Source organism: Providencia sp. JUb39 (genome assembly GCF_012272845.1).
In the GTDB taxonomy this organism is placed as follows: Bacteria; Pseudomonadota; Gammaproteobacteria; order Enterobacterales; family Enterobacteriaceae; genus Providencia; species Providencia lanzhouensis.
In genome coordinates, this window is the sequence record NZ_JAAWXD020000001.1 from 1,071,432 (window position 1) to 1,095,772 (window position 24,341).

The 24,341-nt window shown below is 43.3% G+C and carries 23 protein-coding genes; 17 read left to right on the plus strand and 6 right to left on the minus strand.

The annotated features are described in order from the left end of the window. The first annotated feature begins 66 nt into the window (after window positions 1-66). The gene (locus tag HFU86_RS04750) at window positions 67-981 is read left to right on the plus strand and encodes a LysR family transcriptional regulator (protein ID WP_187128818.1); all 915 of its coding nucleotides are present in this window, start codon (window positions 67-69) and stop codon (window positions 979-981) included. Here the strand turns inward: HFU86_RS04750 and HFU86_RS04755 are convergent. Continuing rightward, complete coding sequence (locus tag HFU86_RS04755; protein WP_187128819.1) at window positions 961-1,896, minus strand: LysR family transcriptional regulator; 936 nt, start codon at window positions 1,894-1,896, stop codon at window positions 961-963. The two genes, HFU86_RS04750 and HFU86_RS04755, sit on opposite strands and share 21 nt — an antisense overlap. A 123-nt stretch (window positions 1,897-2,019) precedes the next feature. On the opposite strand from HFU86_RS04755, the gene lysA reads away from it, so the two are divergent. Beyond that, window positions 2,020-3,294: a diaminopimelate decarboxylase gene (gene lysA / locus HFU86_RS04760; RefSeq protein ID WP_187128820.1), complete on the plus strand. Its 1,275-nt coding sequence runs from the start codon at window positions 2,020-2,022 to the stop codon at window positions 3,292-3,294. Window positions 3,295-3,388: 94 nt separating this feature from the next. On the opposite strand, the gene fadE is transcribed toward lysA, so the two are convergent. After that, window positions 3,389-5,854, minus strand: a complete 2,466-nt coding sequence (gene fadE, locus HFU86_RS04765; protein ID WP_187128821.1) for an acyl-CoA dehydrogenase FadE — start codon at window positions 5,852-5,854, stop codon at window positions 3,389-3,391. A gap of 340 nt (window positions 5,855-6,194) precedes the next feature. Between fadE and lpcA the strand changes: the two genes are divergently transcribed. Beyond that, complete coding sequence (lpcA, locus tag HFU86_RS04770; protein WP_036954182.1) at window positions 6,195-6,773, plus strand: D-sedoheptulose 7-phosphate isomerase; 579 nt, start codon at window positions 6,195-6,197, stop codon at window positions 6,771-6,773. A gap of 26 nt (window positions 6,774-6,799) precedes the next feature. After that, the gene (locus HFU86_RS04775) at window positions 6,800-7,567 is read left to right on the plus strand and encodes a class II glutamine amidotransferase (protein WP_036954184.1); all 768 of its coding nucleotides are present in this window, start codon (window positions 6,800-6,802) and stop codon (window positions 7,565-7,567) included. Here the strand turns inward: HFU86_RS04775 and HFU86_RS04780 are convergent. Then, window positions 7,538-8,275, minus strand: coding sequence for a L,D-transpeptidase family protein (locus tag HFU86_RS04780; protein ID WP_132496266.1), 738 nt, complete (start codon window positions 8,273-8,275; stop codon window positions 7,538-7,540). The genes HFU86_RS04775 and HFU86_RS04780 overlap by 30 nt on opposite strands. Before the next feature lie 415 nt (window positions 8,276-8,690). Here HFU86_RS04780 and HFU86_RS04785 point away from each other — a divergent pair, with 415 nt between their 5' ends. From HFU86_RS04785 to nqrM, 8 genes are all read left to right on the plus strand, one after another. Beyond that, window positions 8,691-10,034 (plus strand): Na(+)-translocating NADH-quinone reductase subunit A, encoded by a 1,344-nt coding sequence (locus HFU86_RS04785; RefSeq protein ID WP_187128822.1) that lies wholly within the window; start codon window positions 8,691-8,693, stop codon window positions 10,032-10,034. Between the two features lie 4 nt (window positions 10,035-10,038). Beyond that, on the plus strand, window positions 10,039-11,277 hold the full coding sequence (locus tag HFU86_RS04790; RefSeq protein ID WP_036954189.1) for an NADH:ubiquinone reductase (Na(+)-transporting) subunit B: 1,239 nt from the start codon (window positions 10,039-10,041) through the stop codon (window positions 11,275-11,277). Then, entirely contained in the window at window positions 11,270-12,064 is a 795-nt protein-coding gene (locus tag HFU86_RS04795; protein WP_036954191.1) for a Na(+)-translocating NADH-quinone reductase subunit C, read from the plus strand. Before HFU86_RS04790 ends, HFU86_RS04795 begins: the two co-directional genes overlap by 8 nt. Next, complete coding sequence (locus HFU86_RS04800; protein WP_036954193.1) at window positions 12,057-12,686, plus strand: NADH:ubiquinone reductase (Na(+)-transporting) subunit D; 630 nt, start codon at window positions 12,057-12,059, stop codon at window positions 12,684-12,686. The genes HFU86_RS04795 and HFU86_RS04800 overlap by 8 nt, the downstream gene beginning before the upstream one ends. 4 nt (window positions 12,687-12,690) lie before the next feature. Beyond that, window positions 12,691-13,287: an NADH:ubiquinone reductase (Na(+)-transporting) subunit E gene (nqrE, locus tag HFU86_RS04805; protein ID WP_006657396.1), complete on the plus strand. Its 597-nt coding sequence runs from the start codon at window positions 12,691-12,693 to the stop codon at window positions 13,285-13,287. 15 nt (window positions 13,288-13,302) lie between these two features. After that, window positions 13,303-14,529, plus strand: coding sequence for an NADH:ubiquinone reductase (Na(+)-transporting) subunit F (nqrF, locus tag HFU86_RS04810; protein WP_036954195.1), 1,227 nt, complete (start codon window positions 13,303-13,305; stop codon window positions 14,527-14,529). Window positions 14,530-14,760: 231 nt separating this feature from the next. After that, window positions 14,761-15,792 (plus strand): FAD:protein FMN transferase, encoded by a 1,032-nt coding sequence (locus HFU86_RS04815; RefSeq protein ID WP_036954198.1) that lies wholly within the window; start codon window positions 14,761-14,763, stop codon window positions 15,790-15,792. 15 nt (window positions 15,793-15,807) lie between these two features. Continuing rightward, a complete protein-coding gene (nqrM, locus tag HFU86_RS04820) occupies window positions 15,808-16,035 on the plus strand; it encodes a (Na+)-NQR maturation NqrM (RefSeq protein WP_006657399.1) in 228 nt (75 codons plus the stop codon). A gap of 104 nt (window positions 16,036-16,139) precedes the next feature. On the opposite strand, the gene HFU86_RS04825 is transcribed toward nqrM, so the two are convergent. Further along, window positions 16,140-16,505, minus strand: a complete 366-nt coding sequence (locus HFU86_RS04825; protein ID WP_222717602.1) for a hypothetical protein — start codon at window positions 16,503-16,505, stop codon at window positions 16,140-16,142. A 209-nt stretch (window positions 16,506-16,714) separates the two neighbouring features. Continuing rightward, window positions 16,715-17,611: a glycerophosphodiester phosphodiesterase family protein gene (locus HFU86_RS04830; RefSeq protein WP_187128823.1), complete on the minus strand. Its 897-nt coding sequence runs from the start codon at window positions 17,609-17,611 to the stop codon at window positions 16,715-16,717. Window positions 17,612-17,845: 234 nt separating this feature from the next. On the opposite strand from HFU86_RS04830, the gene dinB reads away from it, so the two are divergent. Further along, the gene (gene dinB, locus HFU86_RS04835) at window positions 17,846-18,901 is read left to right on the plus strand and encodes a DNA polymerase IV (protein WP_132496269.1); all 1,056 of its coding nucleotides are present in this window, start codon (window positions 17,846-17,848) and stop codon (window positions 18,899-18,901) included. Between the two features lie 81 nt (window positions 18,902-18,982). On the opposite strand, the gene pepD is transcribed toward dinB, so the two are convergent. Continuing rightward, window positions 18,983-20,443, minus strand: a complete 1,461-nt coding sequence (pepD, locus tag HFU86_RS04840; protein ID WP_132496270.1) for a beta-Ala-His dipeptidase — start codon at window positions 20,441-20,443, stop codon at window positions 18,983-18,985. Between the two features lie 319 nt (window positions 20,444-20,762). On the opposite strand from pepD, the gene gpt reads away from it, so the two are divergent. The 4 genes from gpt to proB all read left to right on the plus strand — a co-directional run bounded on the left by gpt (window position 20,763) and on the right by proB (window position 24,339). Next, window positions 20,763-21,227: a xanthine phosphoribosyltransferase gene (gpt, locus tag HFU86_RS04845; RefSeq protein WP_108479429.1), complete on the plus strand. Its 465-nt coding sequence runs from the start codon at window positions 20,763-20,765 to the stop codon at window positions 21,225-21,227. Between the two features lie 169 nt (window positions 21,228-21,396). Continuing rightward, window positions 21,397-22,647, plus strand: coding sequence for an esterase FrsA (frsA, locus tag HFU86_RS04850; protein ID WP_036954206.1), 1,251 nt, complete (start codon window positions 21,397-21,399; stop codon window positions 22,645-22,647). Between the two features lie 71 nt (window positions 22,648-22,718). Beyond that, window positions 22,719-23,120: a sigma factor-binding protein Crl gene (crl, locus tag HFU86_RS04855; RefSeq protein ID WP_036954207.1), complete on the plus strand. Its 402-nt coding sequence runs from the start codon at window positions 22,719-22,721 to the stop codon at window positions 23,118-23,120. Window positions 23,121-23,235: 115 nt separating this feature from the next. Next, window positions 23,236-24,339 (plus strand): glutamate 5-kinase, encoded by a 1,104-nt coding sequence (proB, locus tag HFU86_RS04860; protein WP_036954225.1) that lies wholly within the window; start codon window positions 23,236-23,238, stop codon window positions 24,337-24,339. Window positions 24,340-24,341: the final 2 nt, after the last annotated feature.

Below are 24,341 nucleotides of genomic sequence, written 5' to 3' on the forward strand. Positions count from 1 at the left end.
ATTGCAATTAAGGTAAGAAAAACGCCATAATCAGGTCATCTTTGTTGCATAAATCGGTCAAATAATATGGATAGACTCAAAGCGGTGCAGGTGTTTATTACTATTGTAGAACAAGGTAGCCTCAGCGGTGCGGCAGATAAATTGGATATGTCCCGTGCAATGGTGACGCGCTATTTGGCTGAAATGGAACAGTGGGCAGGGGTACGCTTGCTTAACCGTACCACGCGGCGCTTAAGTTTAACGTCAGCGGGGGAAGGGGTTTATCAGCAATCATTGCAACTAAATGCTATCTCTTTAAGCGTTCCGGTAGAGCAAAAGCACGATACGAAAGAGTTAGCGGGTTTGGTGCGGATTAGCTGTTCTCAATCCATCGCTCAAAGTGCATTGTCTCTAGCTATTTCTGAGTTTTTGCAGATGTATCCTAATATGATGATTGATATGCAAATCTCGAATAAATCAGTGAATTTAATCGAGGAGCGTATCGATCTGGCTATCCGTATCACCAATCAGTTAGAGCCGAATTTAATTGCCAAGCCGCTATCGACCTGCCATTCCGTAATTTGTGCTTCGCCGAAGTTTCTACAAGGTAAAAATTTACCCACCAAACCCGAAGATTTGGCTCTAATGGAGTGCCTCACTTACAGCTTTTTTGGGCGTAGCATGTGGAGCTTTGAAAAAGCGGGTGAAACCTCGACGGTATTAGTCGATGGACGTTTAAGTGCCAATGAATCCGTATTTTTAATGGAAGCGACATTAAATGGCGCGGGTATCGCGATGCAGCCTTACTATTCAGTGGCGAGCTATTTGCAATCGGGGGAGTTGGTTCAGTTGTTACCGGATTACACGCCGATGCCCCTTGGTATTTACGGGGTCTATACCAGTCGGCAGCATATGCCAACGCCATTACGTGCCGTGATCGACTTCCTTGCCAATTGGTTTAAAACCTCACCTCACTGGCTCTCATTGATGTCGCAGCGCTAAGGTGAGGTCATGCTCTATTTGTGTAAAGGTACGTTGCAAATGTTTAGTGAAAATATGGGTGATTTGCGAAGATGGGCGGTGATTCGGTGTAATTAAGCTGACGGTAAATGGGATTGAAAAACTGAGTGGGCGGATCACCAGTTTACCCGCGGATTGCTGATAAAAATCCAATGCAGTTAGGGGGTTGACGATAGAGACTCCAATTCCTTTCAATGTCATGGCGCAAATAGAGGAAGCGGAATGGGTTTCCATCACCATTTTGCGCTCCACTTGATGCTCAGCAAAGATGGTATCAATGATTTGCCGGTAGCTATCTGTCAGAGACAGGCTAATAAAACGCTGTTGATGAAAATCTTGTGGGGTGAGAACCTTTTTCTGCTCAAAAGGGTGCCCAACGGGCAGCACACAAACTTCATTTAATGAACCCAATGTCAGTTGTTCCGTGCCCGGCGGGGGTTGTAAGTGCTCAGTTAGTCCCACATCATAACGCTGGGCGGATAGCCACTCTTCTAACACGGGGGACTCTTGCGGGATCACCGTTAAGTTCACATCAGGGTAATTTTCCATAAAGGCTTGGCAAACTTGCGGCAGTAAAGATTGTGCAAATGCAGGTAAGCAGGCAATGGAAATCTGGGCGTGTTCAAAGCGGCGAATAGTTTCTGCTGAGTTGCGAATACGCTCCAAACCATAATAGGAGTGTTCGACTTCTTCATGAAAGCGCAAGCCTTGCGCCGTAGGGTGTAGGCGACCTTTGACTCTATCGAATAATTTAAACTGTAATAACTGCTCGAGTCGCGCCAGTTCTCGGCTGATGGTTGGCTGAGAGGTATTTAGCAATGCTGCCGCTTCCGTGAGGTTGGGGGTGGTCATTACCGCACGAAAAATTTCAATATGTCGCCAAGAAATTGCCTGCATGATTGCTCCTCTCGTATTTCTATATCAGATATGAATAGACTTTAGCAAAAAGGATATTTTTTTTCCCGTCTTATTCGTCTAATAATCGAACTCACTATAATAAAACTTGCCAACGAGGTTCCGATGACCACATTCGCCAACACCACCAGCCAGTATCTCACTCCTGAACATTTACGTGCACTGCCTGAGCAGTTTGGTACGCCTGTCTGGGTTTATGATAGTGAAGTGATTATTGACCGTATTGAACAATTAAAAGTGTTCGATACTGTTCGTTTTGCTCAAAAAGCGTGTTCAAACATTCATATTCTGCGTCTGATGCGTGAACAGGGCGTGAAAGTGGATTCGGTGTCATTGGGTGAAATTGAGCGTGCGCTAGTGGCGGGTTTTCAGCCGGGTCGTGAAAAGTCGGAAATCGTATTTACGGCGGATGTGTTAGATCCAGCAACATTACTGAAAGTGACAGAGTTAGATATTCCTGTGAATGCGGGCTCTATCGATATGCTACAACAGATTGGTGAGTATAAAGCCGGTCACCCAGTTTGGTTGCGCATCAATCCGGGCTTTGGGCATGGTCATAGCCAAAAAACTAATACGGGCGGAGAGAACAGCAAGCACGGAATTTGGCACCAAGATTTACCCGAAGCATTAGCGAAAATCCAACAGTACAACCTGAAGTTAGTGGGCATTCACATGCACATTGGCTCCGGTGTTGACTACCAGCATCTTGCTAATGTGTGTGATTCTATGGTGGAGCTGGTGATGTCTGCGGGCGTGGATATTGAGGCTATCTCGGCGGGTGGTGGTCTATCAACGCCTTATCGCGAACAGGATGAACTCATTGATGTTCAGCACTATTACAGCCTGTGGGATAACGCGCGCCAGCGTATCGCGCAGCACTTAGGTCACTCTATTGAATTAGAAATTGAGCCGGGGCGCTATTTAGTGGCGGAGTCGGGTGTTTTATTGGCACAAGTGCGTGCGGTTAAGGATATGGGCAGCCGCCATTATGTGCTGGTGGATAGCGGTTTTAACGATTTAATGCGCCCTGCGATGTATGGTAGTTATCACCATATTTCGGTATTGCCAGCAGACGGTAGTAGCGCTGTTTTTTGTTCATTAGGCAATCAGCCATTAAAAGAGACGATCGTGGCGGGGCCATTGTGTGAATCTGGGGATGTGTTTACCCAGCTAGAAGGCGGGATGGTGGAAACGCGTTTACTGCCAGCAGTCAACGTTGGCGATTATTTAGTTTTCCATGACACAGGGGCTTACGGCGCGTCGATGTCTTCTAACTATAATAGTCGTCCATTATTGCCAGAAGTTATGTTCATTGACGGAAAACCGACGCTGATTCGTCGCCGTCAAACTATTCAAGAATTATTAGCTTTAGAGCTGTAAATTAATTCATATTAATAGATGAATATAAATCAAGGGAGCCATTGGCTCCCTTGTTGTTTTTAGTACAGTGACAATTTTAAGCGCGTTAAATTAATTATGCCGCTTTTTTCTTTTTCGACTGAGATTCATCCTCTGACTCAGTGTGTGGCTTTTTTGATGGAACCACACCTAAATCATCGAAATCAAACTCATCGACATTAATAGTACGTAAGCGGCTGGCTTCTGCTTTACGTAAAATATCTGCTTCTTCTTGGGTGATAATGTTTTCTGGCAACATCTGGTCGGCTAACTTATCCAAACGCGTGAAGCTGAATTTACGCTCTTTTAAGCGGCAAATACGTTCGAAAATTGGCTCTGCGGCAATAATGTCATACAGAGCTTGGTTCACTAAGCCGTGCGGGTTGTTCTCTACAGGGGTTAGGAATTGACCACGTCCAATTCTGTCGCGTGTTTCCGATGGCTCCATCATTAGCTGCGCCAGCTTGTGATCCAGTCGGTCAGATGGCATCGACATTGCACGACCTGTCGGGAACAGCACAATGCGTAATGCGACAGCAATAAAGCGATTTGGGAAGTTTTTCAGTAAATCGTCCATCGCTTTTTCTGATTGATACAGACAATCTTCAACGGCCCATTTCACCAGCGGTAAATCCGCTTTTTGGCGACCTTCATCTTCGTAACGTTTTAAGGTTGCAGAAGCAAGATACAGATGGCTCAGAATATCCCCAAGACGAGCAGAGATACGCTCACGACGTTTTAAGCTACCACCTAGAACGCCCATCGACACATCAGAGAGTAGGGCTAAATTAGCACTTTGGCGGTTAAGCATTTGGTAATAACGGCGAGTTTCATCTTTAGTTGGTGCGCTGCTGCCGCGCCCATTGGTTAAACCTAACCAGAAACTGCGGCACTTATTACTGATCACATGACCAATATGACCGAATACCGCTTTATCAAACTTATTCAGGTTATTGTCTTGAGCTGCCGCCATTTCTTCGAGAACGTAAGGATGGCAGCGAATGGCGCCTTGTCCAAAGATGATCATGCTACGCGTTAAAATGTTGGCGCCTTCAACGGTAATGGCGATAGGTGCGCCTTGGTAGGATCTGGCAACGAAGTTGGAACTTCCTAAACAGATGCCTTTACCACCCGTGATATCCATCGCATCAATAATTGAACGTTGACCACGGTGAGTACAGTGATATTTCACAATGGCGGAGAGCACTGCTGGTTTTTCGCCCAGCATAATACCGGAGGTAATTAGAGTTGCTGCGGCATCCATTAAATAGGCATTACCTGCAATACGGGCTAGAGGCTCTTCAATACCTTCCATTTTTCCGATAGGAAGTTTGAACTGACGACGGATATAAGCATAAGCCCCTGTTGCCATTGCGACACTCTTCAAGCTACCTGTTGAGTTGGATGGCAAGGTAATTCCACGTCCAACAGAGAGACATTCCACCAACATTCTCCAACCTTGTCCTGCCATTTGCGGACCACCGATAATGTAATCTATAGGTACGAAAATATCTTTCCCGCGAGTTGGACCATTCATAAATGGTATATTTAATGGGAAGTGACGATGACCAATTTCAACACCTGGGGTGTTAGTTGGGATCAGAGCGCAAGTAATACCGAGGTTTTTCTCGCCACCCAGTAGCTTATCTGGGTCAGTTAATTTAAAGGCTAAGCCTAATACAGTCGCAATTGGTGCAAGGGTGATATAGCGTTTGTTCCAAGTTAAGCGCATACCTAAAACTTGTTCGCCTTGCCATTCGCCCATACAGACAACACCAGCATCAGGAATGGCACCTGCATCAGAACCCGCCTCAGGGCTAGTTAATGCAAAGCATGGGATCTCTTCACCGGTAGCTAAGCCCGGTAAATAACGATTTTTTTGCTCATCGGTACCGTAATGTTGCAGTAATTCACCCGGACCTAATGAGTTTGGAACACCCACAGTGATAGCAAGGATACCGGAAACACCCGCTAATTTTTGCAGGACTTGAGATTGGGCGTAGGCTGAAAATTCTAATCCACCATACTCTTTTTTGATGATCATGGCGAAGAAACGGTGATCGCGTAGGTATTGCCAGACTTCTGGTGGTAAATCTGCGAGTTCATGACTGACTTCAAAGTCATTCACCATGCCACAAACAGTTTCCACTGGACCATCAATAAACGCTTGTTCTTCAGCGGTGAGTTGTGGTTTTGGGTAATTATGAAGTTTGTTCCAATTTGGCGCCCCACGGAACAGGTCACCTTCCCACCAAGTGGTTCCAGCATCAATCGCTTCTTTTTCTGTGCTAGACATCGGTGGCATTACTTTCTGGAACATTGTCATCGCTTTTGATGAAAACAGTGATTGGCGAATTGGCGTGATGACAAATGGCAGTAAAACCAGAGCGACGGGTAACAGCATCCAGTAGCTCCAGACATTAGCAGCTCCCATGGCTGCGGTATAAGCCAGTAATATAACGGTGCTCAGAATGAGAGAGCTTTTGTGGTAGCTCAGCACGCCGATTAACGCAATAAATAAAACAATACTGAGAAGGATCATAGTTGAAGCTCCTGTCTACTTGTAAGAGGTCTGACCTGTTTGTTTTATTAATCTATATCCGGTAATAAACAATTAGCAAGATATTTACATCTTAATTACAACTTGGCTCACAAAATCATCAGTAGCCTTCGTAAAGGGACGGTGGATGAAAAATAGCCAGCATTTAGCTAGTCGCATAGTGGGAGCGCATTGTAGGATATTTCGCCAACCATACCCCATACGGTACAATCAAAAGTAGAAACAAAATGTACCCTGTGCAACAATCGAGAAATCAAAGATAAATTACCTATAAAGACGTAATTATCTCCATAAAGCATTCGTGAAAATTAAGGGGAAACTCATGTACCAAGACTTGATCCGTGGTGAGCTGACTGAAGCGGCAGATACGCTATCAAAATTTTTAAGTGATGATGCAAATCTGCAAGCAATTGAGAAAGCAGCAGTGTTGCTGGCGGACTCTTTTAAAGCGGGTGGTAAAGTTCTCTCTTGCGGTAATGGTGGCTCTCACTGTGATGCAATGCACTTTGCGGAAGAGTTAACTGGACGCTATCGTGAAAACCGTCCTGGCTACCCAGCGATCGCTATCTCCGATGTTAGCCACATTTCTTGCGTGAGTAATGACTTTGGTTATGAATTTGTTTTCTCTCGCTTTGTGGAAGCGGTAGGGCAAAAAGGTGATGTGCTACTTGGCATTTCGACCTCAGGTAACTCTGGTAATATTATTAAAGCGATTGAAGCGGCACGTGCGAAAGGCATGAAAGTCATCACCCTGACAGGGAAAGATGGCGGAAAAATGGCGGGAAGCGCTGATATTGAAATTCGCGTTCCGCATTTTGGATACGCAGATCGTATCCAAGAGATCCACATCAAAGTGATCCATATTTTGATCCAATTAATTGAAAAAGAGATGGTTAAGTAATCATTTTTAGTAGCAGGAGACTTTAAATGTGTGAGTTGCTTGGCATGAGTGCCAATGTACCAACCGATATTACGTTTAGCCTAAGTGGGCTGATTTCCCGTGGTGGGCAGACTGGCCCACATAAAGATGGATGGGGGATAACGTTTTACGAAGGGTTAGGTTGTCGCACATTTAAAGATCCTCAACCGAGTTTTGTCTCCCCTGTGGCGCGTTTTGTGCAGGAATATCCCATCAAATCAGAAAGCATTGTGGCGCACATTCGTCAGGCGAACCGAGGGGATGTTTCACTGGTGAATACCCATCCGTTTACGCGGGAATTATGGGGACGAAACTGGACTTATGCGCATAATGGGCAATTGAAAGGGTTTCGTTCATTAAAGACGGGACACTATCGACCAATCGGTGAAACTGATAGCGAATGGGCATTTTGCTGGATTTTACATCAACTGAATCAAAAATATCCAAGAAAACCAACAAATTGGAAAGCTGTTTTCCGTTTTATTGGAACTCTTGCGCAGCAACTGCGTGAAAAAGGGGTATTTAATATGTTGTTATCCGATGGGCAATATTTGATGGCGTTTAGCTCAACAAAGCTGCATTGGATCACGCGTAGAGCACCGTTTGGTAAAGCGAAGCTGTTGGATCAGGACATCGAGATTGACTTCCAACAGTGCACAACGCCAAGTGATATTGTTTCAGTTATTGCCACGGCTCCCTTAACAGGTAACGAGACGTGGCAAAAAATTGAACCCGGTGAATTTGTGCTATTCGACCGTGGCCAACGCATACTGTGATTTAGATCCCAATAACTTAGTGGGCGTTTCTGGCATGCTGTTAACATGATATTTACCTAATGTTACTGATATTTCAGCAGGTTTGCCGGTTCGCTCAAAATAATCATAAGCAGGTTGAAGCTGTTTCCAGAAAGCATAATGCGTTGAATTGCGATAACGCAGCATATTCATTTTAGTCATGCGAAATGGATAAATGCTCACATCAACGGCAGGTTGACCATTTTGAAGTGCTTGTTCCACGGTTTGATAAATTTCCCCCATGGATTTATCTGTCATTGCATAACATCCGACAGACACACAGCTACCGTGAATCATCAGATAGTTACCAGAATACCCCTGCGTCTTATCGAACTCATTAGGAAATCCAAGATTGATAGATCGGTAATATCGACTATTTGGATTGAGTTGCGAGCGCGTGATCTGATAAAACCCCTCAGGGCTTTTCAAATCACCTTCTATCTTTTTAGGACCTAGTCCACCAGAAAACTTACAGATAGGGTAGGTTTTGACTAATTTATACTTTCCTACGGCTGTTTTTTGGTAGAGCTCAAGCACACCCTCTTGCTTAAATATTTGAATAAATATCGATGAATCAGGCTGAGCAGTTGGCTTACTATTAAGGGAGAATAATGTGTTTTCTTCTTGAGCAAATGCAGACGCTGCAAATGTGAAGAGTAAATAAACACCAATGGTTTTACTTATATGCATAATTAAGCCAAATGTTGAAAAATAAGCTGATTAAAAATGGACCAAATTCAGCATATTTTAGACGAATGGAACAAAATTTAATATATCAAGTTAATAATTTTCTAATGAATCATTATTGACTACAAATTAATCGATGCTCGATAAATGTGAGCCAACATGTAGGTATTTACGAATTGTTGCAACAAAATTTTAAATTTTATTGCAATTTGCTTGAACTAGGTCACTTCTATAACCGGACAGAGGTCGAGGGAACTGATAAAATTGACCTCGGCAGAAGAAGAGAAAGTGTAGCAATATTGTTAGATTTACTTACTCGAGTGGCGTAAGCAACTTGAGTTATTTTTATTATTGAGTCGCTATCATTCATTGCTGAATCGTTAGCTTAGGGTTTAACTGATAAACTTGTGCAGATCTTATGATTAAAATTAAAAAAGGCCTTAACCTTCCAATAGCAGGTGAGCCAGCCCAAGTGATAGAAGACGGCCCGAAAATTCAACACGTAGCTGTGCTAGGTGAAGAATATGTCGGAATGCGTCCTTCGATGCTGGTTAAAGAAGGTGAGCGTGTAAAAAAAGGGCAGGTTCTTTTTGAAGATAAAAAGAATCCTGGCGTGGTATTTACGAGCCCAGCCTGCGGTAAAATTATTGCTATTCATCGTGGTGAGCGTCGTGTACTTCAGTCCGTTGTTATCGAAATCGATGGTGACGAACAAGAGACTTTTGAGTCTTATTCTACTGACCAACTCCCATCACTGACGAAAGAGCAGGTTGAACAAAATCTTTTAAGATCCGGTTTATGGACTGCTTTAAGAACGCGCCCATTTAGCCGTTCTCCAGAGCCAGGTTCATCCCCCGCAGCGATTTTTGTGACTGCAATTGACACCAATCCTCTTGCTGCTGATCCTTCGATTATTATTGGTGAAAATGCACAAGCCTTTACTGACGGCCTCATCGTTTTGAGCCGACTGACTGAAGGCAAGGTGCATGTTTGCCATGGTGCGGGCGAGCTTCCAAAACAAGCTGCTAATGCACAAATCACATACACACAATTTGCAGGACCACATCCAGCGGGTTTAGCAGGGACTCATATTCATTTCCTTGAGCCTGTTAGCATTAGCAAAAAAGTGTGGAGCCTCAATTACCAAGATGTGATTGCCATCGGTAAATTATTTACCACTGGTCATCTTTATACTGATCGCGTTGTCTCTGTCGCAGGTCCGCAAGTTGAGAAACCTCGCTTGCTACGTACTCGCCTTGGCGCAGATATCTATGAATTAACTAAAGGTCAGCTCAAAGCAGGTGAGAACCGCATTATTTCTGGTTCTGTGCTGTGGGGCGTGACTTGCGATGATGCTCATCATTACCTTGGTCGTTTCCATAACCAAGTTTCTGTATTAGCGGAAGGTCGTGAAAAAGAGCTGTTTGGATGGATTATGCCAGGTGTGAACAAGTTCACTATCACGCGTACCACCATCGGGCATTTTTTGAAGAATAAGCGCTTCAATTTTACCACGACGATGAATGGCGGTGAGCGTTCAATGGTACCAATTGGTAACTATGAGCGTGTAATGCCTCTCGATATTATGATCACCCACTTACTGCGTGATCTGCTTGCAGGGGACACCGATACTTCTCAGGAACTGGGTTGTCTGGAACTCGATGAAGAAGACTTGGGACTGTGCACCTATGTGTGTCCAGCTAAGTATGAATATGGTCCAGTACTACGTGATGTCCTGACCAAGATTGAGCTAGAAGGGTAATTCCATGGGTCTGAAAAATTTATTTGAAAAATATGAGCACCAATTTGAACCCGGTGGAAAATTAGCAAAATTCTATCCATTGTATGAAGCTGTTGCGACAGTTTTCTATACACCGGGCACGGTGACAAAAGGTCGCTCACACGTACGCGATACTATCGATCTCAAGCGCATGATGATTTTAGTCTGGCTTGCGGTTTTCCCAGCGATGTTCTGGGGTATGTATAATGTCGGTAACCAAGCTATTCCCGCGCTGCATCACTTATACAGTGGTGCTGAACTGCAACAAGTTTTAGCGAGTGATTGGCACTATTCTCTGGCGCAATTATTAGGTGCTTCTTTAGCGCCGGATGCCGGCTGGGGCAGCAAAATGCTGCTAGGTGCGATTTACTTCCTGCCAATTTACTTAGTGGTATTCTTGGTCGGCGGTTTCTGGGAAGTGTTGTTTGCCATGATCCGTGGTCATGAAATCAACGAAGGCTTCTTTATCTCCTCTATCTTATTTGCACTGATTGTTCCGCCTACCATTCCGTTATGGCAAGCGGCGCTAGGTATCACCTTTGGTGTGGTTGTCGCAAAAGAGATTTTCGGTGGTACAGGTCGTAACTTCCTTAACCCTGCATTAGCGGGTCGTGCTTTCCTTTTCTTTGCTTACCCTGCACAAATTTCAGGTGACTTAGTTTGGACTGCGGCTGATGGATTCTCGGGTGCAACGCCTCTATCCCAATGGGCGACGGGTGGTGTGAGTTCACTGGTAAACACAGTAACTGGCGAGCCAATCACTTGGATGCAAGCTTTCTTAGGTAACATGCCGGGTTCAATTGGTGAAGTTTCTACCCTGATGATCTTCATCGGCGGCGCATTTATCATCTTCTTCCGTATCGCCTCTTGGCGCATCGTGGCGGGTGTGATGCTGGGTATGATTGCCATGTCTTACCTGTTCAACTTTATCGGTTCAGACACCAACCCACTATTTGCTATGCCATGGTGGTGGCACATGGTTTTAGGCGGATTTGCCTTCGGTATGATTTTTATGGCGACAGACCCTGTTTCCGCTTCCTTTACCGATAAAGGTAAATGGGCTTACGGGATTTTGATCGGCGTAATGTGCGTACTTGTTCGGGTTGTGAACCCTGCATACCCTGAAGGGATGATGCTCGCAATCCTGTTCGCCAACCTGTTTGCTCCTCTGTTTGACTATATGGTCGTTCAAGCAAATATTAAACGGAGAAAAGCCCGTGGCTAATGATAAACCAGTAAATAAAGATGGCGTCGGCAGAACGTTTATCGTTGTTTTCATTCTCTGCTTAGTCTGTTCCGTCGTCGTTGCCGGTGCTGCGGTTGGTCTGAAACCTCAGCAACAAGAACAAATGATGTTAGACACTCAGCGTAATATTTTAAGTGTTGCGGGTCTGCTGCAACCTAAAATGAGCGCGGAAGAAATTCAAAAAGTGTATGGCGAGCGTATCGAGCCTAAATTACTGAATTTCAAAACTAATGAGCTATCTAATAGCGTAAGTCGTTTTGACTTAAACAGCGAACTGCGTAGCGAAGAGACCAGCATCGCGCTATCCCCAGAAGAAGACATTGCGAAAATTCGCCGTCGTGCCAATAGCGCTGAAATTTATCTGGTTAAAGATGAACAAGGGAAAGTGACCCAAGTGATTCTGCCAGTTTATGGTTCAGGCTTATGGTCAGTGATGTATGCCTTTATCGCCGTGGATATCGATGGTGTAACCTCTCGTGGTATTACCTACTATGCGCATGGTGAAACGCCGGGTCTGGGTGGTGAAGTTGACAACCCACAATGGAAAGCGCAGTGGCCGGGTAAAAAACTGTTCAATGAGCAGGGTATCCCTGCAATCAAAATCGTGCGTGGTGGTGCCACCGATAACCCATTTGGTATCGATGGTCTTTCAGGTGCAACGCTGACTTCAAACGGTATTCAACATATGTTTGATTTCTGGCTAGGCGATAACGGTTTTGGTCCGTTCCTGAAAAAAGTTCGTGAAGGAGCGCTGAATAATGGCTGATTCTAAAGAAGTAAAACGCGTCCTACTAGGACCATTGTTAGATAATAACCCAATTGCATTGCAGGTTTTGGGTGTGTGCTCTGCATTAGCGGTGACCACTAAACTTGAAACTGCATTGGTTATGACCATCGCCGTAACGCTAGTTACCGCATTCTCTAACTTTTTTATCTCATTAATTAGAAATTACATTCCAAGCAGTGTTCGTATTATTGTTCAAATGGCAATTATTGCATCATTGGTAATTGTGGTTGACCAAATCTTACGTGCCTATGCCTATGAAATCTCGAAACAACTTTCCGTATTCGTTGGTTTGATTATCACCAACTGTATCGTGATGGGGCGTGCTGAAGCGTATGCGATGAAAGCACCACCAATCGAAAGTTTTATGGATGGTATCGGTAACGGTCTTGGTTATGGTGTGATTCTGGTACTGGTTGGCTTCCTACGTGAGCTATTTGGTTCCGGTAAACTGTTTGGTATTACGGTATTTGAATCACTGCAAAATGGTGGTTGGTACATGCCAAACGGCTTATTCCTGTTAGCGCCAAGTGCATTCTTTATCATCGGTATGCTGATTTGGGGTCTACGTACTCTGAAGCCAGCTCAGGTAGAGAAGGATTAAGAGCATGGAACATTATATTAGCTTGTTTGTAAAAGCCATTTTCATCGAAAACATGGCGTTAGCTTTCTTCTTAGGGATGTGTACATTCCTTGCGGTATCGAAGAATGTAAAAACTGCTTTTGGACTGGGTATTGCGGTAACCGTGGTGCTTGGGATCTCCGTCCCTGCGAACAACTTAGTGTACAACTTAGTGTTACGTGACGGCGCGCTAGTTGAAGGCGTGGATCTCTCATTCCTCAACTTCATTACCTTTATCGGTGTTATCGCGGCACTGGTTCAAATTCTGGAAATGATTTTAGATCGTTACTTCCCATCACTGTACAACGCATTGGGGATCTTCCTACCGTTGATAACCGTAAACTGTGCAATCTTTGGTGGTGTATCTTTCATGGCTCAGCGTGACTACAACTTTACTGAATCCATTGTTTATGGCTTTGGTTCCGGTATTGGTTGGATGTTAGCGATTGTCTTAATGGCCGCGATTCGTGAAAAGATGAAGTATTCAGACATTCCAGCGGGTCTAAAAGGGTTAGGCATCACCTTTGTCACGACCGGTTTGATGGCATTGGGCTTTATGTCCTTCTCCGGTGTGCAGCTATAAAGGCGAGAAGAATTCATGGATATTATTATTCTAGGCGTAGTTATGTTTACCCTGATTGTCTTGGCGCTGACAGGTCTGATCCTGTTTGCAAAATCCAAGTTGGTCAATACAGGGAACATTAAAGTTGAAGTTAACGGCGATCCTGAGAAGAGCTTTGATGCTCCTGCAGGCGATAAGCTGTTAGGTATGTTAGCAAACCAGGGTATCTTTGTTTCTTCTGCCTGTGGTGGCGGTGGTTCATGTGGTCAGTGCCGTGTGAAAATCAAAGAGGGCGGTGGTGACATCCTGCCAACTGAACTTTCACACATCAATAAACGTGAAGCGAAAGAAGGTTGCCGTCTGGCATGTCAGGTTAACGTAAAACAAGATTTGAAAATTGAATTACCTGAAGAAATTTTTGGCGTGAAAAAATGGGAATGCGAAGTTATCTCCAATGATAACAAAGCAACGTTCATTAAAGAGCTGAAGTTAAAAATTCCTGAGGGCGAAGTGGTTCCATTCCGTGCGGGTGGTTTTATTCAAATTGAATGCCCGCCTCATGTGGTGAAGTACTCAGACTTTGATGTGCCTGAGGAATACCGTGAAGATTGGGACAAATTCAATCTGTTCCGCTATGTTTCTGATGTCAAAGAAGAAACAGTACGTGCTTACTCAATGGCAAACTATCCAGAAGAGCGCGGTATTATTATGCTGAACGTGCGTATTGCAACGCCACCTCCGCGTAATCCAGATGTACCGCCGGGAATTATGTCATCGTATATTTGGTCACTGAAACCGGGAGATAAAGTCACTATCTCTGGTCCATTTGGTGAGTTCTTCGCGAAAGAAACTGATGCGGAAATGATCTTTATCGGTGGTGGTGCGGGTATGGCGCCGATGCGTTCCCACATTTTTGACCAATTACGTCGTTTAGATTCTAAGCGTAAAATCAGTTTCTGGTATGGTGCGCGTTCTAAACGTGAAATGTTCTATACCGAAGATTTCGACCAATTAGCCGCAGAGCATGACAACTTTACATGGAATGTTGCACTTTCTGACGCTTTGCCAGAAGATAATTGGGACGGTTACACAGGATTTATTCATAATGTCCTGTATGAAAACTACCTCAAGAATCATCCTGCGCCAGAAGATTGTGAGTTCTACATGTGTGGACCTCCTGTCATGAACGCCGCAGTCATTAAGATGTTAAAAGACCTTGGCGTTGAGGACGAAAACATCTTACTGGATGATTTTGGTGGCTGATTAGTTACTGTGAATTATCTATTAAGCGCTCAGGAAACTGGGCGCTTGTTGATTAAAAAGAGGAAAAAATGGGTTTTTTTCCTCTTTTTGGTTGTAAACTGTGAATCGCCAAATAGGCAATTCAATTTTTAAACGTGAGTATTCTCTAGATTTGTGAATGTTGAGTTTGTTAGACGTCTCAGCACCTACTCTTTCTCTAGTGGGCGCTTACAATTAACGCTGAGAAAATTTATGCTAAACAGAAAAGTATTTGCTCCTGTGCTGCTATTCGCAGCCACTCTTCTTCTTGCCGCATGTGGTGGACCTGAACAAAAGAATCTTCAGGGACAAACCATGGGAACCTATTATTCTGTTAAGTTCGTGACAGACTCTTCAGAGCCTTCATCGGAAGCTATCCAAGCCGAAATAGACAAGCGTTTGGAAGAAGTGAACGACCAAATGTCGACTTATCGCCCTGGTTCCGAATTAAGTCGTTTCAATCAATCCAATGAAGTTAATGTGCCATTCCCTGTTTCTGCCGCAACGGCAAAAGTGGTCAGTAAAGCCATTGAGATTAATAAATTAACGGATGGCGGTCTGGATGTCACCGTTGGTCCACTGGTTAATTTATGGGGGTTCGGTCCAGAGGGGAGAGTCACAAAAGCACCTACAGATGAGGAGCTTGAAAAACGTCGTGCATGGGTAGGTATCGATAAACTCTCTGTACAAGACAACAATTTAATTAAAACCATTCCTGAGCTGTATGTTGATTTATCTTCCATTGCTAAAGGTTATGGTGTTGATGTGGTGGCGGAATATTTAGAGTCCATCGGTATCAAGGATTATATGGTTGATATTGGTGGCGAAGTCCGTACAAAAGGTAAAAATGGCAAAGATACACCATGGCGTATTGCGATTGAAAAACCTGCAACGGATGGTGTGAGTCAAACGGCACAGGAGATTATCGAGCCGGGAGATTTATCTATCGCCACTTCAGGGGATTATCGTAACTATTTTGAACAAAATGGTGTGCATTTCTCACACACAATTGACCCAAAAACAGGTAAGCCAATTTCCCACAATTTAGTCTCAATTACGGTATTAGCCGACGATTGCATGAGTGCGGATGGATTATCTACAGGTTTTAATGTGATGGGACCAGATGCGGGTCTTGCACTTGCTGAAAAGATGAATATTCCTGTTTTTATGATTGTGAAGACAGATAAAGGCTTCGAAGAGCGTTACACTAAAGCATTCGAGCCATTTTTACAGAAAAAACAGTAAAAGGAGGAAAGCAGAATGTTGAATGTTTTTCTTGCAGCCTTTGCCTTATTTTTGTTGGCGTTTTTAGGTATGTCCCTTGGATATATTATTAAGCGGAAAAGTATCCAAGGCAGTTGCGGCGGTTTAAGTAGCATTGGGGTAGAGAAAGTTTGTGACTGCCCTGAGCCTTGTGATGCGCGTAAAAAGCGTATGGCACGGGAAGAAGCGCGCAAAAAAATGCTAGAGAAAAACCGCATTTTGTAATTTTTACTCTGTTGTGAATATTAACCCTAGTTGCTTTAATGAGCTGCTAGGGTTTTTTATTTTAAGGTTATTTTGATAAAAATAGTGATGTATTTCATTGCAAACTAAATTTTATGTAATGAAGTCGAGCATGATGTGGAAACAGGGTAGTGAACAAACATGTGCCGCGTATTTCCCTTGAAACTGAGAGTGACTTTGCCATTATCTTTCTCATTGAGCTTGCATGCTAAGTCATCGATGCTACTCCATTTTTCTCCTGATTTTGTTGTGATTATTCCCATCCAATAGCTCTGTTCGGTTGAAGAAAAAGTGAACTCTGTGATATCACTTAATTTTTTTCCATTCATAAGATTATAAAAGATAAAAACATTTCCATACTCATTCGCATTGTTTTTGAAAGAAATTTCCACCTTTTTTAAGTCTTCATTCCACAGGTTCTCGATAGAAAGCAAACCTTTTGATATCGCCATGTTAAATTCCTTATGAATACGAGTTTAAATGTATTTATTTATTTTGGCATCGATACTTTACTAAGTAATTAATATTGAATGTTATTTACTATTAAAAAAGAAGGAAAGATAAGATAGGTAAATGTATGGATAGAAAAGATGAGTAATAAAAATAAGCTACTTAAATTGAATAAATCATTGTCAAATTAAAGTAGCTTAATAGTTAGATTTTATTTTTTAAAGGCTTTTGGTGAATCGACCATAACAGCATCAGCACCAATTTCTTTAGCCAGTTGATAATCGCTATCGCTATTTACACCAAATACAATGATGTAAGCGTTGCCATTTTTTCTAAAGCAGTCGATAGCTTCTTTATCCCATGAGAGTGTTGCTGGTGAACGCGCTTCACCAAGGGTATATTTCTCAACGACTTCAACTTTACGATGCAGCTCAAAACCATACCAACGGGTTGCAGATTTATCATTATCAAGCGTACATTGATGGCTCATTACGCTGTTTGCCAGCATGGTGCGAGTTTCATCTCGGCTTTCAAATAGTTGCAGTTTAGAGGAAAGTGGCTTAAGCGCTTTTAAAAAAGCATCGTTAGTGGAATAAAAACGCACTTGGTTAAACGCGTTGGTTTTATTTAATAATGCCAAAATAGCTTGAGCTTGAGTATTAGGGTCTGCATCAGGAGATTTTAAGTCGATATAAAAAATCGTATCGGGGTATTTTTTTAAAACATCTTCTAGTGTGACGATAGTGGTTTGCGAAGTAGGTAGTTGCTGGTTATTTTTCTGATTAAATTTATACGCCGCATTTATCTGGCTTAATTGTTTGGCGGAATAATCAGAAATAACGCCACTTTTATCCGTTAAAGCATTTAAATCACTCGGACGATAAAGGACTAATTGATTATCTTTACTGAGCTGAACAGTTAACCAAATTGCATCAACTTTATTGCTTTTGGCTTGTTCTATAGCATAAAGGGTATTTTCAGGGGCATCTGCGGTACCTGCGCGGTGCGCCACAATCTGCGGCATTAATGCGAAAGCGGATTGGCTAACCAAAAGTAGTAAGCCTATCGTAGCGGATTTTTTTAACACTGACGTTGATATAATTTGCATTTGCATAATCCATAATAATAGAAAATTCAATGAACTAATATGAGATTGACCGAGTGGTTGTTGTAATATGTTTCATCCGTTTTGTAAGCAATGCGCCTATAAATTAGGAGTAACTTTTTACTTTTTCGGTTATTTACAGTATTTCAGGAATACATTTCAATCAGATGAATAAGGTTGCATAGCTAATAAAACAACTGTATATTTATTCAGTAATTATTGGTTGGGGCGGCTATCATGCGTAAAATTATTCATATTGATATGGATTGCTTTTTTGCAGCGATAGAGATGCGTGATGATCCCAAATTACGCAATGTTCCACTGGCTGTCGGGGGGAGTGCAGACCGGCGTGGCGTATTGAGTACCGCAAATTATGAAGCGAGACGCTACGGTGTTCACAGTGCAATGTCGACAGCATTGGCGTTGAAATTATGTCCTCACCTGAAAGTCGTACCCGGTCGTATGGCTGTGTATAAAGAGGTTTCCCATCATATTCGCCAAATATTTGCCCGCTATACCGAGCTGATTGAGCCATTATCTTTGGATGAGGCTTATTTGGATGTGACTGATTGCCAACAGCTTCACGGCTCGGCCACGCTCATCGCCGAGGCTATCCGCCAGCAAATTTTTGATGAACTTCAACTCACAGCTTCTGCGGGAATTGCCCCGATTAAATTCCTCGCCAAAATTGCCTCTGATATGAATAAACCCAATGGGCAATTTGTGATCACTCCACAGGAATTACCGGCGTTTATTGCCACGCTGCCATTAAAAAAGATCCCCGGCGTTGGAAAAGTGACAGCGCAAAAACTTGCAGATATGGGGTTATTGACCTGCGCGGATGTTCAGCACTATGACATGCTGGCGTTGGTAAAAAGCATGGGTAAATTTGGACAGGCTCTGTGGGAGCGCTGTCATGGCATTGATGAGCGAGCAGTAAATACCGAACGCTTACGTAAATCCGTTGGGGTAGAACGCACTCTCGCCAAAGATATTCATCAGTGGGAAGAGTGTTTGCCTTTACTCGATACTTTATACGATGAGCTACATTTTCGCTTAGAGAAAGTGAAGCCAGATCTGCGTATTGCTCGCCAAGGTGTGAAATTAAAATTTGAGGATTTTCAGCAAACGACGCAAGAGCATGTTTATCCTATTATAGATAAGCAGGATCTTATTCGGTTGGCACAGCAGGCTTGGGAAAATCGGCGGGCAGGGCGAGGTGTCAGGTTAGTAGGCTTGCATGTGACATTACAAAATCCACAAATCGAAAGGCAGCTTTCATTACTTTTATAGCTTTTATTATGTTTAAAGAATGAAAAAAATAGGGTCATAAACCGTAGCTTATGACCCTGGTATTGATAGCTTAAAGCCTACTTAGTTTTTCACTGGGATAGCTTTTAAGATAGCAGTTAACAGTGTCCAGTATTGACCCACGCTCTCAATGTGAACGCGCTCATCTGGTGAGTGTGCACCACGGATGGTTGGTCCAATGGAGACCATATCCATTAATGGATAAGGCTTTTTAAACAGACCACACTCGAGACCGGCATGGATAACCATGATATTTGGAATTTTACCAAACAGTTTTTGGTAAGTGTCGCTAACAATATGCATGACTGGTGAGTCTGCATCTGGTTGCCAACCTGGGTATCCGCCTTCTGCACGGTGCTGAGCTTTCGCCAGTTTTGTCAGTGATGTCAGCATATTAACGACGTAATTTTTACCTGAATCGATCAGTGAACGGATTAAGAAGATCACTTCCGCTTTGTCTTCAGTCATCTTCACAACGCCTTCGTTCAGCGAAGTTTCAACAACCCCTTTCACCACATCACTCATACGGATAACACCGCTTGGTGCTGAGTTCAGGAAGAAAACTAAACGTTGTTGGCAATCATTAGTCAGTGCTTTTAAGTTACTCGTCGTTTCATCTAACAGTAAAGCTAAGTTAGGTTCTACTGCGGCTAATTCATTTTTCAGAATGCCTTCGTAGCGAGTTCTTAGCGCGGTTAATTCAGCCACTTTATCAGCTGGTACCGCGAAAGTTGCGTGGCCTTCGCGAGGGATTGCATTACGCAGTGTACCGCCAGTGAATTCCAGCAGTTTTAAGCTCAAGTCTTCAGAGTGACCCGCTAAGAAACGTGCTAACAGTTTGTTGGCATTACCTAAACCTAAGTGAATGTCGCCACCAGAGTGACCGCCTTTAAGGCCTTTTAAGGTCATGGTGAAGGTTTTATAACCTTGTGGTAATGCTTCACGGGTTAAATCAAATGTGGCAGTGAAATCAACACCACCTGCGCAACCCATGTAAATTTCGCCTTCTTCTTCTGAATCGGTGTTGATCAGAATATCAGCTTGTAACCAGTTTGGTTGTAAACCGAAAGCGCCGTCCATGCCCGTTTCTTCGGTCATAGTCAGTAACACTTCCAGTGGACCGTGTTCAACGCTGTCATCCGCTAATACTGCTAATGCGGATGCCATACCGATGCCATTATCTGCACCTAATGTTGTGCCTTCGGCAGTGACCCACTCACCATTAATATAAGGGCGGATAGGATCTTTAGTGAAATCGTGCTCTGTGTCGTTATTTTTTTGCGGCACCATGTCTAAGTGAGCTTGCAGTACAACAGGCTTGCGGTTTTCGTAACCTGTAGTCGCTGGTTTACGGATTAAGATATTACCAACTTGGTCGCGCTCAACGTGAAAACCTTTCCCTTTAGACCACTCCATGATGTGGGCAGCCAAAGCTTCTTCGTGTTTTGATGGGTGAGGAATGGAGCAGATTTTAGCGAAAATATCCCACAGTGGTTGTGGTTTTAGCGTTGATAATTGTGACACGTTCTTCTCCTTGACACTTTGATCGTAATCTTTCCGTCATATTTCAAGCTGGGGATTGGCTTACACCCAAAACAATCGACTGACGGCGTTGGTCGCTTAATTTAAGATTGCACTTAAGTGTAACAACTCAGGTTTTAAGCGGTTTTAAGTATTGATTCAGCATAACACTTTCTATCGAATAATGGAGAGCGTTAATAAGAATAATTCATTTAGTGGGATGGTTTCGCTGGTTTTTCCTGCGTCAAATCACTATAATCTCGCGCAACCTTTTTTCCGCAAGACACATTTCTGTTTTACTCACCTTCGGGACCCGAATTTTATGAGCGAAAAATATGTCGTAACGTGGGATATGTTGCAAATACATGCCCGTAAACTCGCACAACGTTTATTACCAGCAAAACAATGGACTGGTATCATCGCAGTTAGCCGTGGTGGTTTAGTCCCTGGCGCACTGTTAGCGCGTGAGCTGGGTATTCGTCATGTTGACACCGTTTGTATCTCTAGCTATGACCATGATAACCAACGCGAATTGAATGTAATCAAACGCGCTGAAGGCGATGGTGAAGGCTTTATCGTGATTGACGATTTAGTGGATACTGGTGGCACAGCGAAAGCTATCCGCGACATGTATCCAAAAGCACACTTCGTGACTATCTTTGCAAAACCAGCAGGTCGCCCATTAGTGGATGATTATGTGGTTGATATCCCACAAAACACTTGGATTGAACAGCCTTGGGATATGGGCGTTGTGTTTATCGATCCTCTGTGCGAACAAGATAAGTAGTCCGAACGAAATAATTTAAATCTGTTTAGCCGTGATAGGGTTGTTTGATAAAAACAACACATTATTACCTAAGTGATTTGAGCTAAACACGATATGATAGAGGGGAGTGCGAAATGCACTCCCTTTTTGTTTATGTGACAGATTTAATAGGTAAAAGTAGGGAACCCACATGACTCAGCAAAATTTATCCGAAAAACTTTTTAAACCTCGTGTTAGACAAGTTGAAACATCAACGTTGGTTTCTTATTCCTCTCATACTTTGTCCCAATTAGAGAACCACAGTGTATTAAGTGGCTCTTCACATAATCATTGGTATCGTACTCTCAACCGGTTAATGTGGATTTGGCGTGGTATTGATGCGATTGAAATTGAAGAAGTTTTAAGCCGTATTGCCATCTCAGATGCTAAACGCAGCCGTGATGAATGGCTTGATACTGTCATTGGCAATCGCCGTGGTAATTGGTGTTTTGAATGGTCTAATCAAGCCATGCGCTGGCAGCAAAAAGCTTTAGAATTTGAAAAAGGTCAGGAAGCGTGTGATGCGTGGCTGCGTGCCGCTAATTTATACAGCATTGCGGCTTACCCGTTTATTAAAGGGGATGAACTGGCGGATCAAGCGATTGTATTAGCCTGTAAGGCTTATGATAGCGCGGCAAAATTCTCACAGTACCAATTGAAAAAAATCCCATTCAAAGTCGATGGTGGTAAAGAAGTCTGTGGCTTTTTACACATACCATCGAATGTTCAAGGTCCTTACCCAACCGTGATGGTTTGTGGCATGCTTGATAGCCTACAGACAGATTACAGCCGCTACTTTAGAGAGTATTTAGAGCCTCGAGGGATTGCGATGTTAACGCTGGATATGCCATCTATCGGTTATTCCAGTAAATACAGCCTTTCGCAAGAAACCAGCACGTTGCATGAACAGATTGTTCGCCAGCTCGACACCATTCCATGGATTGACCACACACGATTTGCCATCACAGGGATCCGTTTTGGCGCGAATATCGCTGTTCGTTTAGCGTATATGTGCCCAGATAAAATCAAAGCAGTTGCGGTGATTGGTCCTATCGTTCATAGCCTATTGCATGAAGAAAAATACCAAAAAGATATCCCCCGTATGGTGCTGGATGTTTTTGCTAGCCGCTTAGGGGTTTATCAAGTTGATGGTCAATCGTTACGCCATGAACTCAGCTGCTATTCACTGCGTAATCAAGGTTTGTTAGGTCGCCGTAACCAAGTCCCGATGATGTCAGTATGTTTTAAAAATGATCCCTACAGTCCGAAAGCTGACTCAGACTTAATCGCTCGTTCGTCTATGGATAGTCATTTGTTGACGTTGCCGAGTAGCCCTATATTAGAGGCTTTCGAGCGATCAATGTCAGATACAACCAAATGGTTAGAAAGTAAAATATTATAATTGTATTGAATAGCTTGCTTATTTTTTAACATTTGCTAAAAAGGGATCTTCCCAAGAAGGAGATCCTTAATATGGCGTTACCGACTGATTACACAAATGGAAAATTTTTAAAGAAATTTGCTGCGATAGGGCCTTATTTACGTGAGCAACAATCTATCAAAAACTGCTACTTTTTTGATAGCTTGGTTGTCTGTGTTAATGCGAATATCGCGCCTGAAAAACGTGAGTTTTGGGGATGGTGGTTAGAACTAGCCCCTATGGATGAAGGCTTCGAATTTGCTTACAAGTTAGGGATCTACAACAATCAGGGAAGTTGGCAAGCAAAAACCTTGAAAGATGCCGCAACGACGGAAGCCGTCGAAAAGAATCTGCATGCCTTCCATCAACGCCTTACCCAGCAATTATCTGCCCTAGAGTTAAGCTTGTTCCCATCCCCCTTAATGACAGAATTAAAGCTGGAATTAAGCGCATAAAATTGTTTTAAACCAACTTTTGTTTAATTTTGCGTTATGCCTGTTGGCATAACGCGCATCTCCTGATAAAACTGATACCCACTTTGTATTTATTAATCCTAATGGCAGAAAAATGATGAAAAATAGCCAAACACTCGTGGTCAAACTTGGCACAAGTGTCTTAACAGGGGGCTCACGTCGTTTAAATCAAGCTCATATCGTTGAGTTGGTTAGGCAGTGTGCGCAGCAATATGAAAAAGGTCACCGAATTATTATTGTCACGTCTGGCGCAATTGCCGCAGGGCGTGAACATCTCAATTACCCCGAACTGCCGGCCACCATTGCATCTAAACAGCTGCTGGCGGCGGTTGGTCAAAGTCGTTTAATCCAATTATGGGAAAGGCTTTTTTCCATCTATGGGATCCACATTGGTCAAATGCTATTAACGCGTGCGGATCTTGAAGATCGCGAACGTTTTTTAAATGCGCGAGATACACTGCAAGCGCTGTTAGATAACGGTATTATTCCGGTGATTAACGAAAACGATGCGGTGGCAACAGCAGAAATTAAAGTAGGGGATAACGATAACTTATCTGCACTTGCTGCCATCCTTGGTGATGCAGATAAATTACTGTTATTAACCGATATTGAAGGCCTGTATGACGCGGACCCGCGCAGTAATCCGAACGCAAAATTAATCCCTGAAGTTCACGGTATTAATGATGATTTACGCCGTATGGCAGGGGATAGCGTAACGGGATTAGGCACTGGTGGAATGGCAACAAAATTACAGGCGGCAGATGTTGCAGGTCGTGCTGGGATTGACGTATTCATTGCCGCGGGCAATAAACCAGATGTCATCAATTCAGTGATTGAAAATATCCCTGTGGGAACTCGTTTTTATGGGCAGAAAAATCCAATGGAAAACCGTAAACGCTGGATTTTTGGGGCGCCAGCGGCGGGCGACGTCTACATTGATGACGGAGCACAATTAGCCATCACTGAAAAAGGCAGTTCGTTATTGCCAAAAGGCATTAAGAAAATTGAAGGTGATTTCTCCCGTGGCGCAGTGATCCGTATTCGCAATATGGCAGGTAAAGATTTGGCACATGGCGTAAGCCACTATAATAGTGATGCGCTCAGAATGATTGCCGGTCATCATTCCCAAGATATTGGTAAAATCCTTGGCTATGAACATGGCTCAGTAGCCGTTCATCGCGACGATATGATAGTGAGTTAATT